16 protein-coding genes and 1 other RNA gene are annotated in these 15,191 nt (G+C 67.1%); 12 read left to right on the top strand and 5 right to left on the bottom strand.

From position 1 onward, the window contains the following. The first annotated feature begins 48 nt into the window (after window positions 1-48). From AC1DW4_RS04930 to lexA, 4 genes are all read left to right on the top strand, one after another. Window positions 49-639, top strand: coding sequence for an anthranilate synthase component II (locus AC1DW4_RS04930; RefSeq protein ID WP_477016108.1), 591 nt, complete (start codon window positions 49-51; stop codon window positions 637-639). Window positions 640-643: 4 nt separating this feature from the next. Continuing rightward, window positions 644-1,696: an anthranilate phosphoribosyltransferase gene (trpD, locus tag AC1DW4_RS04925; protein ID WP_477016107.1), complete on the top strand. Its 1,053-nt coding sequence runs from the start codon at window positions 644-646 to the stop codon at window positions 1,694-1,696. Next, complete coding sequence (gene trpC, locus AC1DW4_RS04920; RefSeq protein WP_477016106.1) at window positions 1,693-2,493, top strand: indole-3-glycerol phosphate synthase TrpC; 801 nt, start codon at window positions 1,693-1,695, stop codon at window positions 2,491-2,493. Before trpD ends, trpC begins: the two co-directional genes overlap by 4 nt. A 72-nt stretch (window positions 2,494-2,565) precedes the next feature. Then, window positions 2,566-3,258, top strand: coding sequence for a transcriptional repressor LexA (lexA, locus tag AC1DW4_RS04915; RefSeq protein WP_477016105.1), 693 nt, complete (start codon window positions 2,566-2,568; stop codon window positions 3,256-3,258). Here lexA and AC1DW4_RS04910 read toward each other — a convergent pair. Further along, window positions 3,255-5,438 carry a ComEC/Rec2 family competence protein gene (locus AC1DW4_RS04910; protein WP_477016104.1) on the bottom strand — a complete coding sequence of 728 codons (2,184 nt, stop codon included), beginning with the start codon at window positions 5,436-5,438 and terminating at the stop codon, window positions 3,255-3,257. The genes lexA and AC1DW4_RS04910 overlap by 4 nt on opposite strands. On the opposite strand from AC1DW4_RS04910, the gene gltX reads away from it, so the two are divergent. After that, a complete protein-coding gene (gene gltX / locus AC1DW4_RS04905; protein ID WP_477016103.1) occupies window positions 5,437-6,855 on the top strand; it encodes a glutamate--tRNA ligase in 1,419 nt (472 codons plus the stop codon). The genes AC1DW4_RS04910 and gltX overlap by 2 nt on opposite strands. Before the next feature lie 64 nt (window positions 6,856-6,919). Continuing rightward, the gene (gltA, locus tag AC1DW4_RS04900; RefSeq protein ID WP_477016102.1) at window positions 6,920-8,221 is read left to right on the top strand and encodes a citrate synthase; all 1,302 of its coding nucleotides are present in this window, start codon (window positions 6,920-6,922) and stop codon (window positions 8,219-8,221) included. A gap of 39 nt (window positions 8,222-8,260) precedes the next feature. Here the strand turns inward: gltA and AC1DW4_RS04895 are convergent, their stop codons facing one another. Continuing rightward, entirely contained in the window at window positions 8,261-9,955 is a 1,695-nt protein-coding gene (locus AC1DW4_RS04895) for a bifunctional protein-serine/threonine kinase/phosphatase (protein ID WP_477016101.1), read from the bottom strand. A gap of 36 nt (window positions 9,956-9,991) precedes the next feature. Between AC1DW4_RS04895 and ssrA the strand changes: the two genes are divergently transcribed. From ssrA to AC1DW4_RS04880, 3 genes are all read left to right on the top strand, one after another. Continuing rightward, window positions 9,992-10,358: a transfer-messenger RNA gene (ssrA, locus tag AC1DW4_RS04890) on the top strand. A gap of 70 nt (window positions 10,359-10,428) precedes the next feature. Continuing rightward, window positions 10,429-10,914 carry an SspB family protein gene (locus AC1DW4_RS04885; protein ID WP_477016100.1) on the top strand — a complete coding sequence of 162 codons (486 nt, stop codon included), beginning with the start codon at window positions 10,429-10,431 and terminating at the stop codon, window positions 10,912-10,914. 57 nt (window positions 10,915-10,971) lie between these two features. After that, on the top strand, window positions 10,972-11,715 hold the full coding sequence (locus AC1DW4_RS04880) for a C13 family peptidase (protein ID WP_477016099.1): 744 nt from the start codon (window positions 10,972-10,974) through the stop codon (window positions 11,713-11,715). Here AC1DW4_RS04880 and AC1DW4_RS04875 read toward each other — a convergent pair. Together AC1DW4_RS04875 and AC1DW4_RS04870 are read right to left on the bottom strand one after the other, a co-directional pair. Continuing rightward, window positions 11,712-12,005, bottom strand: a complete 294-nt coding sequence (locus AC1DW4_RS04875) for a RusA family crossover junction endodeoxyribonuclease (RefSeq protein WP_477016221.1) — start codon at window positions 12,003-12,005, stop codon at window positions 11,712-11,714. The two genes, AC1DW4_RS04880 and AC1DW4_RS04875, sit on opposite strands and share 4 nt — an antisense overlap. 62 nt (window positions 12,006-12,067) lie before the next feature. Continuing rightward, complete coding sequence (locus AC1DW4_RS04870) at window positions 12,068-12,685, bottom strand: peptidylprolyl isomerase (protein WP_477016098.1); 618 nt, start codon at window positions 12,683-12,685, stop codon at window positions 12,068-12,070. A 92-nt stretch (window positions 12,686-12,777) separates the two neighbouring features. Here AC1DW4_RS04870 and fumC point away from each other — a divergent pair, with 92 nt between their 5' ends. The 3 genes from fumC to AC1DW4_RS04855 are packed head-to-tail and all read left to right on the top strand — an operon-like array spanning window position 12,778 to window position 14,776. After that, entirely contained in the window at window positions 12,778-14,172 is a 1,395-nt protein-coding gene (gene fumC, locus AC1DW4_RS04865; protein WP_477016097.1) for a class II fumarate hydratase, read from the top strand. A gap of 35 nt (window positions 14,173-14,207) precedes the next feature. Further along, window positions 14,208-14,465 (top strand): type II toxin-antitoxin system CcdA family antitoxin, encoded by a 258-nt coding sequence (locus tag AC1DW4_RS04860; RefSeq protein WP_477016096.1) that lies wholly within the window; start codon window positions 14,208-14,210, stop codon window positions 14,463-14,465. After that, window positions 14,465-14,776 (top strand): CcdB family protein, encoded by a 312-nt coding sequence (locus AC1DW4_RS04855; RefSeq protein WP_477016095.1) that lies wholly within the window; start codon window positions 14,465-14,467, stop codon window positions 14,774-14,776. Before AC1DW4_RS04860 ends, AC1DW4_RS04855 begins: the two co-directional genes overlap by 1 nt. 1 nt (window position 14,777) lies before the next feature. On the opposite strand, the gene AC1DW4_RS04850 is transcribed toward AC1DW4_RS04855, so the two are convergent. Next, window positions 14,778-15,170: a YccF domain-containing protein gene (locus AC1DW4_RS04850; protein ID WP_477016094.1), complete on the bottom strand. Its 393-nt coding sequence runs from the start codon at window positions 15,168-15,170 to the stop codon at window positions 14,778-14,780. Between the last annotated feature and the right edge of the window lie 21 nt (window positions 15,171-15,191).

Raw genomic sequence — 15,191 nt, 5'->3', positions numbered from 1 at the left:
CGCACGCGTCCGCTTGGCGGGAACGGAACCACCCTCTAGAAGCGCCGGATGATCCTGGTCGTCGATAACTACGACAGCTTTACCTACAACCTCGTCCACTACCTCGCGGAGCTGGGCGCGGAGACTCATGTCGTCAGGAACGACGACATGACGGTCGACGAGGCCTGGGCGCTGAAGCCCGAGGCGGTGCTCTTGTCACCCGGCCCTTGCGCCCCGGATCAGGCGGGAATCTGCCTGCCGCTGATCACCACGGCTCCCGACGACATGCCGATCCTGGGCGTCTGCCTGGGCCATCAGGCGATCGGCCAGGCCTTCGGTGGCGACGTCGTCCGGGCCAAGGCCCTGATGCACGGGAAGACCTCGCCGATCACCCACGATGGTCGTGGCCTGTTCGCCGGGCTGCCGTCGCCCTTCACCGCAACCCGCTATCACAGCCTGGCGGTCGCCCGCGCCACCCTGCCCAACAGCCTGGACGTCACCGCCTGGACCGAGGACGGCGAGATCATGGGCGTTCAGCACCACGCCCGCCCCATCCACGGGGTCCAGTTCCACCCCGAATCCATCGCCACCGAACACGGCCACGCCCTGCTGGCCAACTTCCTCGATCTGGCGGGCGTCAAGCGCCTGGCCATGGTCTGAGGCCGTGTCCGCCCCTCTTGCTGAAAACAGCATCAAGCCGCTGCTGGCCCGTCTGGTGGATGGCCAGACGCTGAGCGAGGCCGAGGCTGGCGATTTCTTCGCCGCCTGCCTGCGCGGCGAACCGACCCCGGCCCAGGTCGCCGCCGCCGTCACCGCCCTGCGCATCCGGGGCGAGACGGTGGACGAGATCACCGCCTTCGCCCGCGCCATGCGCGCTGCCGCGACCCCATTCGACCAGCCCTATGAGGTCATCGACACCTGCGGGACCGGCGGCGATGGCCAGCACACCTGGAACATATCGACCGCCGCCGCCCTGGTGCTGGCCGGGGCGGGCCTGAAGGTGGCCAAGCACGGCAACCGTGCGCTCAGCTCGCGTTCCGGCTCGTCCGACGTGCTCTCGGTCCTGGGCGTCGACCTGACCGCTGGGCCGGAGCGTCAGAGGCGGGCGCTGGATCAGGCCGGAATCTGCTTCCTGTTCGCGCCCCACTATCACGGGGCCATGCGCCACGTCGGGCCGATCCGGGCCGAGATCGGGTTCCGCACCGTGTTCAACCTGCTGGGTCCGCTGTCCAACCCGGCCCTGGCGCGGCGTCAGGTCATGGGCGTCTATGACCCCCTCCTGCTGGAGCCCCTGGCCAAGGTGCTCGGCAATCTGGGGGCCGTCCGCGCCTGGACCGTCCACGGCCAGGGTCTGGACGAACTGACCACGACCGGTCCGACCGAGGTCGCCGAATGGAAGAACGGCACCGTGCGCCGCTTCACTGTCAGCCCCGAGGACGCCGGCCTGCCCCGTGCCGACATCGAGGATCTGCGGGGAGGCGACGCGGAGACCAACGCTGCTGCCCTGACCGCCCTGCTGGACGGGACCGCCGGACCCTATCGCGACATCGTCCTGTTGAACGCCTCGGCTGCCCTGGTCGTCGCCGATCGGGCGACGGACCTGAAGGACGGTGTCGCCCTCGCCGCTCGCGCCATCGACGACGGTTCGGCCCGCACGGCGCTGACACGGCTGGCCGCGATCACCTCCGCCCCCGATCCGGTCGAGACCGACGCATGACCGACATCCTGGAACAGATTGCAGCCTACAAGCGCGAGGACGTCGCCGCCCGAAAGGCCGCCCGCCCGCTGGCCGAGGTCGAATCGCTGGCCATGGTCGCCGGCATGCCGCGCGGATTCCTGGCGGCGCTTCGCAAGCGCTCGCACGGCGGACGCCCCGCCCTGATCGCGGAGATCAAGAAGGCCAGTCCGTCCAAGGGCCTGATCCGCGCAGACTTCGACCCGCCCGCCCTGGCCCGCGCCTATGAGGCGGGCGGCGCGACCTGCCTGTCCGTCCTGACCGACGAACCCAGCTTCCAGGGCCACGACGACTATCTGGGGGCCGCCCGCGCCGCCACCGCCCTGCCCTGTCTGAGGAAGGACTTCCTGGTCGATCCCTGGCAGGTGGCCGAGAGCCGGGCCCTGGGCGCCGACGCCATCCTCATCATCCTGTCGATGGTGGACGACGCGCTCGCCGCCGACCTGCTGGCCGAGGCCCGCCGCTTCGGCATGGACGCCCTGATCGAGACCCACGACGAGGCCGAGATGGCCCGCGCGGTGGCCCTGGGCGGCGACCTGATCGGCATCAACAACCGATCCCTGCGCACCTTCGAGGTCGATCTGTCCGCCACCGCCCGCTACGCCGCCATGGCCCCGGCGGGTGCCCTGCTGGTGGCCGAAAGCGGGATCTTCACGGCGTCGGACGTGGCCGAAGTGTCGGCGGCAGGGGCGCGGGCCATCCTGGTCGGCGAAAGCCTGATGCGTCAGAGCGAAGTCGAGGCGGCGACGCGCATCTTGCTGGAGCCCGTTTCCCGTTAAGTTGACATTAGGCAAGAACACTTACAGAACATCGGCAACGGTTCACGACTTGTTCTGAGGGCGATTCTCACCATGCTGACCAAGAAGCAGCACGAACTCCTGATGTTCATCCACGAGCGGATCAAGGAGACAGGCGTCTCCCCCTCGTTCGACGAGATGAAGGAGGCGCTGGATCTGGCGTCCAAGTCGGGCATCCACCGGCTGATCACGGCCTTGGAGGAGCGCGGCTTCATCCGTCGCCTCGCCCACCGCGCTCGTGCTCTCGAGGTCATGAAGCTGCCGGAGCAGGCCACGACCGGGCCGGTGCGGGGCCGCGCGGGCTTCAAGCCTGCCGTGATCGAGGGTGGCGGACGCAGCGCCGCCCTCGAACCCGCCAACGATACCCGCGAGCTGACCCTGGTCGGCAAGATCGCGGCGGGGGTTCCCATCGCCGCCCTGCAACAGGATCACGGCCGCTATGCCGTGCCCGAATCCATGCTGGGCGCGGGCGAGCACTACATGCTGGAGATCGAGGGCGATTCGATGATCGAGGCGGGCATCCTCAACGGCGATCTGGTCGTCATCAAGCGCGTCGACACCGCCTCGTCCGGCGAGATCGTTGTCGCCCTGGTCGAAGGCGAGGAGGCGACGCTGAAACGACTGCGCAAGAAGGGCAATTCCATCGCCCTGGAGCCCGCCAACCGCGCCTACGAGACCCGTATCTTCGGCCCCGATCAGGTCGAGGTTCAGGGCAAGCTGGTCGGCCTTATCCGCCAATACCACTAGAGGGCATCAACAGGGGCCGCGTCTCCGGAGTCCGGATCACCGATCCGGCTCCACGGCCGGTCGCCGCGCGCATCCGACGACCAGACGGCCCGCCAACCGTCAGGCGTCCGCCACAGCTCGACCGCTCCGCCGCGTGCGTAGTCGACGCCGTCCAGCACCAGTCGCCCCTCGCAGGCGGCCGGCAGGGCTGACACCGTCGCCCGCACGCTGACCAGCGGAGCGGATGCGCACAGAGATGACAGCGCCTCGGCGTCCGGTGCCGTCTTGCCCCACCACAGCGCGATCGTTGCATCCACCTTTTCAGGCGCGCAGGAATAACGCGCGCAGACCCAACCCTCTTCGGGGCGATCCACGGCGGAGAGCCCCCGTCGGCGTGACCACAGGTCGGTGGCGAACGCGCGCACCCCCGGCCGCACCACGACCGCCTGCCCGTCGACGCTGTACGCTGCATTCGTGCCGCCATCGCCGATCCAGACGGTCGGTGTCGGATCGCGTGGCCACAGCAGCACGGCGCACACGAACGGCAGCCCGACCCACCGCAGCCGCCCTTGCCACAGACAGACGAACAGCACCCCCAGGAACGAGATCGGCAGAACATAGTCCGGCGCGCTGGCGATGGTCCGGACCGCGCCGGGCAGCTCGGCGACCCAGTGGCCGACGAACAGCATGGCATCGACGCCCTTGCCCGCCACCCACAGGAACGGCCCACCCAGCCCGACCGGCTCCAGAACCGCCCCCAGGGCCAGCGCCGGCATCATGACGAAATCCGCGATTGGCGATGTCGCCAGGTTGGCGATCAGGCCGAACACGGCCGTCCGGTTGAAATGCTGGATGGCGAACGGCCCCGTCGCCGCCCCCGCGACGAAGCTGGCGCTGACCGCGATCACCAGCCAGTGCCGCGCCGACTGGAACAGGGCGATGGGCCAGGGCACCGACAGCTCTCGCGTTCGCGGTGGCCAGGCCTCGGCCAGCGCCACCAGCGCCGCCGTCGCCGCGAACGACATCTGGAACCCCGGCGTCACGATCGCTTCGGGCTGCAGGATCAGCACCACCATGGCCGCCACCGCCAGCCCGTGCATGCTGATCGCCTGCCGATCCAGCAGGATGGCCAGAAAGGCGATCGACGCCGTGATCGCCGATCGCTCAGCCGGGGCTGGCGCGCCGGACAGCACCAGATAGCTCCACACCGCGATCAACCCGGAGCCGGCCGCGACCTTCTTGCCCGACACCCTCAGCGCCGCCCAAGGCCACGCCGCGACGCCGAACCGCACCAGGAAGAACGCGAACCCACCGACGATCGCCATGTGCAGACCACTGATCGACAGGATGTGCGCCAGCCCGGAATCGCGCATCGCGTCCAGATCCTCGCGCTGGATCCAGGTCTCGTGCCCCGTCGTCATGGCCGCCGCGATGCCGCCGGTCCGCTCGCCCAGCCGATCAACGATCCGCTGGGCCAGAGAAAACCGCATCGCATTGACGCGCATCGCCATCCGCAGGCTCCACGGCGGAGGCGACAGGTTCGCCGGCCGGGTCTCACCCAGCCCGAACGCCGTCCCGCCCATCCGTTCGAACCAGGCCCCCCGGCCGAAATCATAGGCCCCAGGGCTGGCCGGCGGTGGCGGCGGGTTCAGGATGGCGAACAGCCGGATCGCCGATCCCGGCACCGGCGGCTCGCCTTTCACCGTGGCCCGCAGCCGGATCGGCGTCGCCTCCGGGGCCAGCCCCTTGATGCGGACCGGCGCGATTACCACCCGATGCCCCCGGTCGCCCGGGCTGTCCACATCGACGACCCAGCCCTCGATCACGGTCGGCTCGGCCATGGCGGGCGCGATGGGCGCCGCGACCCGGTCGCTGCGCACCTTGGCCCCCGCCAGCCCGCCGGCCAGACACGCCATCAGCATCAGCGGGATCGTCACCCGCCGCCCCAGTCCGCGCCATCGTGCAGCCAGCCATACCCCCAGAATTAGTACCGCCACACCGACCAGCGGCCACAGCGGCGGCTCGCCCTTCAGCGCGAAATAGATCGCCGCCCCGCCACCAAAGGCGACCGGGGCCAGCAGCCGCCAGCGCAGCGACTGCGCCCGCACCTGATCGGCGAACCAGGCCGCGATCCGCTCTCTCGGGCTGGGCTTTGCGGCGTCGGGGGGTATAAGGGCGGCCCGCTCGGACACGCCCCCCATGACCTCTTCCTCCGCTCCCCAAGTCGTCACCCGCTTCGCCCCCTCGCCCACCGGCTACCTCCATATAGGCGGCGCAAGAACGGCATTATTCAACTACCTTTACGCGAAGGGCCGCGGCGGCAAGTTCCTGGTTCGCATCGAGGACACCGATCGCGAACGCTCGACCGACGATGCGGTCAAGGCGATCTTCGACGGCCTCAGCTGGCTGGAACTGTTCGCGGACGAGGAACCGGTCTTCCAGCACGCCCGCGCCGACCGCCACCGCGAGATCGTCGACGACCTGCTGGAGCGTGGGGCCGCCTATCGGGACTTCACCTCCGCCGAGGAAACCGGCCGACTGCGTGACGTGGCGAAGGCTGAGAAGCGGACATTCGAATCGCCCTGGCGCGATCGCGCACCGACCGTGGACGACCTGTCCCAGCCGCACGTCGTCCGCTTTCGCCGGCCCCTGCCCGGTCGTGTCGTGGTGAACGACGCCGTTCAGGGCGAGGTCAGCTGGGGCAATGAGGATCTGGACGACCTCGTGCTGCTGCGATCCGACGGCGCGCCGACCTACAACCTCGCCGTCGTCGTCGATGACCATGACATGGGGGTGACCCACGTCATCCGCGGCGACGACCATCTCAATAACGCCGCTCGTCAATCGTTGATTTACGATGCTCTGGACTGGCCCCGCCCGACCTTCGCCCACATCCCCCTGATCCACGGCTCCGATGGCGCGAAACTGTCGAAGCGGCACGGTGCGCAGGCCGTCCATGAATATGCGCAGATGGGTTATCTGCCCGAGGCCATGCGCAACTACCTGGCCCGGCTCGGTTGGGCGCACGGCGACGACGAACTGTTCGCCGACGACCAGGCGCTGGAATGGTTCGATCTGGATGGTGTCGGCAAGGCGCCGGCGCGGCTGGACTTCGACAAGCTGGCCCACGTCAATGCCCACTGGATGCGTCTGGCCGACGACGAGCGGCTGGCCAAGTCCGTGCTGGACACCCACCTCTCTCGCGGTCACGCCCTGGCCGAGGACGACGAGACGCGGCTTCTGCGGGCCATGCCCTTCGTCAAGGACCGCGCCAAGACCTTGCTAGAACTGGCCGACCAGACGGGCTTCATCCTGCGCCAACGGCCCCTACAGATCTTCGAGAAGGCCATGCCCCTGCTGTCCGGCGAGTCGGGCGAGCGCATCGCCCGACTGCGCGACCGGCTCCGCCTGTTCGCCAGCTGGGACGTGTTCGCCCTGGAGGCCGAGCTCAAGGTCTTCGCCGAAGAGGAGGCGGTCGGATTCGGCAAGATCGGCCCCGCCGTCCGCGCCGCCCTGACCGGCGACGGCGTCTCGCCTGATATCGCCAAGACGCTCGCCGCGCTCGGCCGCGAAGAATCGCTCGGCCGCTTGGATGATGCGCTGCAACAGACTAGATGAGCGTGGATAACCGTCGCGGACCGGGCTCTCCCCTCCGGTCCGAACACCGTCGAAAGGGTGCCTGATGACCGAAGCCTCCAAATCCGCCGGATCGGCGACCCTGACCTATGGCGACAAGACCGTCGAACTGCCGGTGCTGTCGGGCTCGACCGGCCCCGACGTCATCGACATCCGCAAACTGTACGGTGCCACCGACGCTTTCACCTTCGACCCAGGCTTCACCTCGACGGCGGCCTGCGAAAGCGCGATCACCTATATCGACGGCGACGCGGGTATTCTGCTGCACCGTGGCTATCCGATCGGGCAGTTGGCGTCTCAGTCCAACTTCATCGAGGTGTGCCACCTGCTGCTGAAGGGCGAACTCCCCACGGCGTCTCAATACGAGGCGTTCGAGAACGTGGTGACGCGCCACACCATGCTGCACGCCCAGTTCGATCGCTTCTTCGAGGGCTTCCGTCGCGACGCGCACCCGATGGCGATCATGGTCGGGGCGGTCGGGGCCTTGTCGGCCTTCTATCACGACAGCCTGGACATCCATGATCCGGTCCAGCGCGACATTTCCGCGATCCGCCTGATCGCCAAGATGCCGACGATCGCGGCCCGCGCCTACAAATACCACATCGGCCAGCCGTTCGTTTCGCCGCGCAACGACCTCAGCTACGCCGAGAACTTCCTGCGCATGTGCTTCGCCGTCCCGGCCGAGGACTATGTCGTCGATCCCAAGATGGCCAAGGCCATGGACCGGATCTTCACCCTGCACGCCGATCACGAACAGAACGCCTCGACCTCGACCGTGCGTCTGGCGGGTTCGTCGGGTGCCAACCCGTTCGCCTGTATCGCCGCCGGGATCGCCTGCCTGTGGGGGCCCTCTCACGGCGGGGCCAACGAGGAGGCGCTTATGATGCTCAAGGAAATCGGCACGCCCGACAAGATTCCGGAATTCATCGAGGGCGTGAAAGCCAAGAAATACAAGCTGATGGGCTTCGGCCATCGAGTTTACAAGAACTACGATCCCCGCGCGACGGTCATGAAGGAATCGGCCGACGAGATCCTCGACCTCGTCGGAGCCGAGAACGATCCCCTGTTCCAGGTGGCCAAGGAACTGGAACGCGTCGCCCTTTCGGACGAGTATTTCATCGAGCGCAAACTGTTCCCGAACGTCGACTTCTATTCGGGCATCACCCTGTCGGCCATGGGCTTCCCGACCTCGATGTTCACCGTGCTGTTCGCGCTCGCCCGCACCGTCGGCTGGATCGCCCAGTGGGAAGAAATGCTGGCCGATCCGGCGCAGAAGATCGGCCGCCCGCGCCAGCTCTACACCGGACCGACCCAGCGCGATTACGTTCCGATCCAGTCGCGCGGCTGATGGAATCCTGCTGAGGGCGACGCCCAAGCGTCGTCGTCCTCAGCGGATCATCCACGACAGCAACAGAAGAACCAGCAGCAGGGCGCTGACCCCCTGCCAGAACCGCACCGGCTCACGCTCCATGATCGACAGATCGCGGCGCATCGGCACGGCCGCCGCGCTGCCGCTCTCCAGGACATGAATCAGCTCCTCGACATCGGCGAACCGGTCGGGCGGCTCCACAGCCAGTGTCCGCATGATCGCCGCTTCAAGCCAGGCCGGCATGTCGGGACGATGCACGGTCGGCCGGGTCGGTTTCTCGAACCGCATCCGGTTGAAGTCCTCTTCCTGACCGCTGGGGTAAACACCCGTGAACATCCGGTACAGCGTGACTCCCAACGCATACTGATCGCTCAACGCGTCGCCCGGATAGTCGGCGAACAGTTCGGGGGCCTTGTAGCCGACGGTGCCCGGCGCTTCGGCTTCCGCGAACTCCTCTATGCGGGGCAGGCGCGCGACCCCCAGGTCGATCAGCTTCAGCCCGCCGTTGGTCTCCAGGATCACATTGTCCGGCTTGATGTCCCGATGCGCGATGCCCTGGCGGTGCAATGCCGCGACCGCCTTGGCCAGCCGGATGCCGACATCGATCCCGCCCGGAATATCGAACGGTTCATCGGCGATCTTGGCGTGCAGCGTCCGCCCGACATATAGCGGCTGGGCGATATACAGCCGGCTCTGGCGGCCGGCATCGAGTGTCAGGGTCTTGCCTACAAACGGACTGTCGATGCGGCGTCCGATGAAGCTCTCGCGCAGGAACGCCCCTCGCGCCCCGCTTTCCGACAACAGCGTCGGCTTGGGAAATTTCAGCACCACCGGCGTCGCCGCCTCGCCATCCCTCGCCACGAAAAGCCGGGTGTATTTGCCGTCCGAGATCAGCCGCTCCAGCCGGAACCCATCGACATTGTCGCCGACGTTCGGCGGCGGCAGGATCGGCAGGCCCGCCACCTCGGCCCCGATCGCATCCTGATCCACCGCTCCGATGCGGATGACGTCGATGACGATAGCCGTGGCGTTGTCGCGCGTCTCGGCCGCGCCCGCCGCATCGACGATCGCCTGAGCATCGGCCTCGGGCGAGGCCCGGCGCGACAACAGCCGAAGCAGTTCCTCATCCGGCACAACCCCGTGCACGCCGTCCGTGGTCAGTAGCAGCCGGTCGTGCGCCTTAAGCCCCACCGCGCGTGTATCCAGCCTCATGTCCGCCTCGATCCCAACCGCGCGATACAGCACATGGCTCAGACCCGGCTGGCTCAGCACATGGTCTTCCGTCAGCCGCGTCAGCACGCCGCCCCTGAAATGCCAGGCCCGGCTGTCGCCCACATGCAGCGCCGTCGCCTCCCGCCCCCGCATCACCAGAGCGGTGAAGGTCGTGGCCGCCCCCGCCATCTCCGGATCGGACCGACCCTTGGCATGGAGCCAGCGATTATAGCCCGCCAGTGCGCTCACCCCCGCCGCCGCCACGCCCTTCAGCGGGTTCTGATCGACATAGGCGTCGATGAACGTCCGCCCCGCCAGCTCGGACGCCACCCGCCCGGCCTTGGATCCCGACACACCGTCCGCGACCAAGGCGACCATGCCATGCAGCGCCTGTTCGGACGGCGGGCCGATATGCACCGCGCCGAAATCCTGATTGTCCTTGCGCGGTCCCAGCGCGGAGGCAAACCCCGCCGCGATCTCCAGCCTGCCGTCCTCCACCATGCGCGATCCCCCTGCTTCGCAGCAGACTTCACTTCGTAACTTGGATGCAAGGCCATCTGGCCCTATATTGTCTTCTGCCGGGGCTTGCTCCGGATATGGCGATAAACGCGCTTGTAATAAGCGGACCGGACCCGGGTGCGATTCCCGGCGGCTCCACCATTCTTCTCTCCGCGTTATCGGCGGAAGCGTATGGGGCCGACTAGCATCGACGGACGTGTAAAGAAGATTGCTTTCGCTCGTCCTGGCCCACCGTATCGGGCCATTTTCTAACTGCGAACGATAACTTCGCTGGAGAAGTCCGCCTCGCCGCGTAATGCGGTTCGGTTGATTTCGAATCTTAAGTCCTAGGGGTTCAGATCCCTGGGCTGGGCCGCCGGGAGCCTGCAAACAGAATCCCGGCACTTTCCTTTGCATTGCCATCTTCCTTGCGTCGCCCGCCCCCGCTATCTGTCTGCCGACACCAAGGGGTAGCCATGGCCGACGACGCGCCGCCGATCGACGAGATGCAGTACGAGAAGCTGGCGCAGGATGCCCTGCGTGGCGTGATCCGTGCCGCCCTCGAGCGTGCCGCCAGCCCGGGCGGTATCCCTGGTGCTCACCACTTCTACGTCACATTCAAGACCCGAGCGCCCGGCGTGTCCGTGCCCCCCGACGTCGTCGCCAAATATCCGGACGAGATGACCGTGGTCCTTCAGCACCAGTATTGGGACCTGGCGGTCGAGCACGACCTGTTCTCGGTCATGCTGAAGTTCGGCGGCATGCCCAAGGTTCTTACGGTGCCCTACACCGCCGTGACGCGCTTCTACGATCCCAGCGTCCAGTTCCTGCTGCAGTTCGAGGCCCCCGAACCGGTGGCCGAGCCGATCGCGGAACTGCCCGCCGCCAAACGGCCCGATACCACCCCGTCGGGCGACGATGGTCCCAAGGTCGTCTCGCTGGACCAGTTCCGCAAGAAATAGGCTTTGCGCCGCTTCCGCGATTGATAGGCTGGCTCCCAACCCATCGGGAAGCACACCTTGGTTCGCACAGCCGTCATCGTCCTTCTGCTCTGGCTCGGCGCATCGCCGGCGCTCGCCCAGAGCCGGTTCGACGGCTGGGCCGCCGCCATCATCGCCGCCGACTGGCGCACCAGCGCCGGTCAGCCCATCCAGGCCTTCGACAACGCGCGCCGTGACCTGACGACCGGGTTTCTGGCCGCCGGCTTCGCTCGCGCCGACATGGTCGATTACAGTCTGCGGCCGGACGCCGATCCGATCACGTCTTCAGAGGCCGCCGTGATCGGCATCGCGGAAACCGCCGCCCGCGCGACCCGCGGCTGCTTCCTGTATTTCAGCTCCCACGGCTCGCCCCAGGGGATCAACTTCGGTCCCTCGTCCCGGATCAATCCGACCGCCATGGCGCGGCTGGTCAATGAGGTCTGCGGCGACCGGCCGACCGTCGTGGTCATCTCCGCCTGTTTCTCCGGCGTGTTCCTCGACGGCCTGTCGGGACCGAACCGCATGGTCATGACCGCTGCGCGCCGCGACCGCGCCTCGTTCGGCTGCAGCGAGGACGCGACCTATCCCTATTTCGACGGCTGCGTGATCCAGAGCCTGCCGACCGCCACCGACTTCATCGCCCTGGCCAATGCCGCCCGCGTCTGCATCAAGCAGCGCGAGGAGGCCGAAGGTCTGACCCCCGGCTCGGAGCCCCAGGTCTTCATCGGCCCGAACATGCAGCTGCTGTTGCCGACCCTGCGGTTCGACCACCCGCCGGGTTAGGCCTTGCGCGGATAGGCCCGGATCGTGATCCGCTCGCGGTCTCCTTCGTGCCGCTCGACCAGCAGGCGCGCGACCTGGGCGTCGTCGTGGAACAGATATCCCTTGATGGCGTCCAGCAGCGCCTTGGCCAGATTGTCCAGGTCCATCCAGGGCGGATCCCCGACATGCTCCATCACGATCTCGACGACATAGTCGCCATACGACGGCCGCGACCCGCGCCATTCCTTGCGGAAGAACTCATAGACCAGCGGCTTGTAGTATTTGGCCTGAGTGGTCAGGCCATCGATCATGATGACGACCGCCTCCCCCTCCTCGCGCGCCCGGACCTTGCCGGAGACGATCCAGTCGCCGTTCAAGCGCGGCACCGCGCCGGCAGATCGCCGATCAGACGGGCGGAGCGGATCATGACCGGCGGGGTCAGCTGCTCGGCACCGTCGGCAGGCATCGCCTGGATGGCTCGGGCGATATCCAGCCCCTCGCTCAGATGCCCGAACGCCGCGAACCCCTGACCATCCGGATTGCGCCCGCCGCCGAAGTCGAGGCTGGGCGTATCCTGCGTCACGATGAAGAAGCTGGATGTCGCTGTGTCCGGCCCGCCCCTGGCCAGCGAGATCGTGCCGGCCACATGGCGCAGGCCCGTGTCGCGCGTGCGCTCCAGCGGGATGGGCGGTCTGGACGCATCGTCGGACCCGCGCGGCGTCGCGGCCTGGATCACGTCGATGGGATTGGGATTGTCGTTCGTCGCCGCAACCACGGTTCGGAAGAAGCTGCCGCCGTCATAGTCACCCGTCGTCACATAGCCGATGAAGTTACACGCCGAGATGGGTGCATGCTCGACATCCAGGTCGACCACCATCCGCCCGACATCGGTGGCGATCGCGACCTGAACCGGCCGAGTGGACGGCAGCGTCGCGCATGCGGCCGACGCCATCGCCAGCGTCGCCGCCGACAGAGTTCCCAAACGCCGCATCGCTCGCTCCGATCGCTGCTCGCCGCCTTGTCCGGCCGCCACCCCGTGCTACACCCCGCCGCGATCCGTCGCCAAGCCGAAGACAGCATTCCATGACCCAGACCGTCCGCACCGAAACCGACACCTTCGGCCCCATCGAGGTCGTCGCCGATCGTTATTGGGGGGCCCAGGCGCAGCGGTCGCTGGGCAACTTCAAGATCGGCTGGGAGAAACAGCCCCTGCCGATCGTGCGCGCCCTGGGGATCGTCAAGCGCGCCGCCGCCGAGACCAACATGGCGCTGGGCCGACTGGACCCGACCATCGGCAACGCCATCATCCGCGCGGCCGACGAGGTGATCGAGGGAAAGCTGAACGATCACTTCCCCCTGGTCGTCTGGCAGACCGGCTCGGGCACCCAGTCCAATATGAATGCCAACGAGGTGATCAGTAACCGCGCCATCGAAATGCTGGGCGGCGAGATGGGATCGAAGAAGCCGGTCCACCCGAACGACCACGTCAACATGAGCCAGTCGTCCAACGACACCTATCCCACGGCCATGCACGTCGCCTGCGCCGAGGAGGTCACCCACCGCCTGCTCCCTGCCCTGGCCCAGCTTCGCAATGCCCTGAACGACAAGGCCGAGGCCTGGAAGGGCATCATCAAGATCGGCCGCACCCACACCCAGGACGCCACCCCCCTGACGCTCGGCCAGGAGTTCAGCGGCTATGTCCAGCAAGTCACCAAGGGCATCGAGCGGATCGAGGCCACCCTGCCCGACCTGATGCAGCTGGCCCAGGGCGGCACCGCCGTCGGCACGGGCCTGAACGCGCCCATCGGTTTCGCCGAGGGCGTCGCCGAAAAGATCGCCCAGATCACCGGGCTGAAGTTCACGACTGCCCCCAACAAGTTCGAGGCCCTGGCCGCCCACGACGCCATGGTCATGAGCCACGGCGCGATCAACACGGTCGCGGCCAGCCTGTTCAAGATCGCCAACGACATCCGCTTCCTGGGCTCCGGCCCTCGATCGGGCCTGGGCGAATTGGCCCTTCCCGAGAACGAGCCCGGCTCGTCGATCATGCCGGGCAAGGTCAATCCGACCCAGTGCGAGGCCCTGACCCAGGTCTGCGTCCAGATCTTCGGCAATAACGCCGCGATCACCTTCGCGGGGTCACAGGGTCATTTCGAGCTGAACGTCTTCAACCCGGTCATGGCCTACAACTTCCTTCAGTCCGTGCGCCTTATGGCAGACGCGGCCGTCAGCTTCACAGAGAACTGCGTCGTCGGCATCGAGCCGCGCATCGACAACATCGAGCGCGGCCTGAACAACTCGCTGATGCTGGTCACCGCCCTGAACGGCAAGCTCGGCTATGACGCCTGCGCCAAGATCGCCAAGACCGCCCACAAGAACGGCACGACCCTGCGCCAGGAAGCCGTCGGCGGCGGCTACCTTACCGACGCCGAGTTCGATGAGGCGGTGCGGCCCGAGAAGATGATCTCGCCGGCGTGATTGGCTCCAAGCGGCCGTTCGGTTAGGCTCCCCCAATGGGCCGGCATGAAATCAAGATCGAAGTTGACCCCGATCTGCTCGCGGAAGCGGAAAGGCTTGGTGTCGATCTGTCGGCCGCTGGCATGGCCGGCGTCGAGCGCGCTTTGGCGATCCAGAGGGATCGACATAAGTCGGACGCCGAGCGATCCAGCGAGGCAAAGGTGTGGGCCGAAGAAAATGCCGAGGCGCTAAAGGCCTACCGCGAGCGCATCGAAAAATACGGTGTATTCGGTGAGGACTTCCGCACCTGGTGATGCGTCAGTTCGACGTTTTCGAGAACCCTTCGACACGTTCGCGGACGATCGCGCCATTTGTCGTTCTCATGCAGTCTCACTTCATGGATGAGATGCCGACGGCCCTGATCGCTCCACTCATTCGCGATCCAAGAAGCGGCGACTTCACTCGGGTATCTGTTGTCGTAGAATACGCGGGCGAGGCGCTTCATTTGGCGCTGGCGGAAATGGCACCCATCCTCCGGGCCGACCTCGGTCGACCAGTCGCCAACCTGCTCGCCTACGAAGACGACATCCGCCGCGCCCTCGATCGGCTGTTCACCGGCTTCTAGACTACGCCTTGTTCCGGATCGTCGCCCCGACCGGGGCCAGCGCCAGCTTGGCCAGTTCCAGGTCCTTGATGGCGAAGGGGATGCCGATGATGGTGATGGCCTCGGCGAAGGCGATCAGCAGGTGCGACAGGGCGATGTACCATCCGGCGAAGATGAACCAGATCACGTTCAGCCCGACGCCGAAACAGCCCGCGCCGCTGTGCCCGTCCTCGCCCGCCCAGACGACTTCCCGTCCGAACGGCCAGAAGGAATAGCTGGCGATCCGCCAGGCCGAGAAGGCCCACGGCAGGCCTACGACCGTGATCGCCAGGATCGCGCCGCCCAGCAGCCACAGAAGGCCGCTGATCCAGCCGCCGAAGACGAACCACAGGATGTTCAGGACCAGTCGGATCACGCACGTCTCCCGTCAGCGCCA

The sequence above is a fragment of the Brevundimonas sp. P2_A6 genome (assembly GCF_056404975.1).
This window is presented reverse-complemented; position numbering and strand designations above follow the sequence as displayed.

What these genes read in the sequence shown, in the direction of transcription:
- AC1DW4_RS04870 (WP_477016098.1), bottom strand. Translation starts at nt 12,685, where the DNA reads ATGCGGCGTTTGGGAACTCTGTCGGCGGCGACGCTGGCGATGGCGTCG.
- gltA (WP_477016102.1), top strand. Translation starts at nt 6,920, where the DNA reads ATGACCGAAGCCTCCAAATCCGCCGGATCGGCGACCCTGACCTATGGC.
- trpC (WP_477016106.1), top strand. Translation starts at nt 1,693, where the DNA reads ATGACCGACATCCTGGAACAGATTGCAGCCTACAAGCGCGAGGACGTC.
- AC1DW4_RS04895 (WP_477016101.1), bottom strand. Translation starts at nt 9,955, where the DNA reads ATGGTGGAGGACGGCAGGCTGGAGATCGCGGCGGGGTTTGCCTCCGCG.
- gltX (WP_477016103.1), top strand. Translation starts at nt 5,437, where the DNA reads ATGACCTCTTCCTCCGCTCCCCAAGTCGTCACCCGCTTCGCCCCCTCG.
- AC1DW4_RS04910 (WP_477016104.1), bottom strand. Translation starts at nt 5,438, where the DNA reads ATGGGGGGCGTGTCCGAGCGGGCCGCCCTTATACCCCCCGACGCCGCA.
- lexA (WP_477016105.1), top strand. Translation starts at nt 2,566, where the DNA reads ATGCTGACCAAGAAGCAGCACGAACTCCTGATGTTCATCCACGAGCGG.
- AC1DW4_RS04860 (WP_477016096.1), top strand. Translation starts at nt 14,208, where the DNA reads ATGGGCCGGCATGAAATCAAGATCGAAGTTGACCCCGATCTGCTCGCG.
- AC1DW4_RS04885 (WP_477016100.1), top strand. Translation starts at nt 10,429, where the DNA reads ATGGCCGACGACGCGCCGCCGATCGACGAGATGCAGTACGAGAAGCTG.
- AC1DW4_RS04855 (WP_477016095.1), top strand. Translation starts at nt 14,465, where the DNA reads ATGCGTCAGTTCGACGTTTTCGAGAACCCTTCGACACGTTCGCGGACG.
- AC1DW4_RS04930 (WP_477016108.1), top strand. Translation starts at nt 49, where the DNA reads ATGATCCTGGTCGTCGATAACTACGACAGCTTTACCTACAACCTCGTC.
- fumC (WP_477016097.1), top strand. Translation starts at nt 12,778, where the DNA reads ATGACCCAGACCGTCCGCACCGAAACCGACACCTTCGGCCCCATCGAG.
- AC1DW4_RS04875 (WP_477016221.1), bottom strand. Translation starts at nt 12,005, where the DNA reads ATGATCGATGGCCTGACCACTCAGGCCAAATACTACAAGCCGCTGGTC.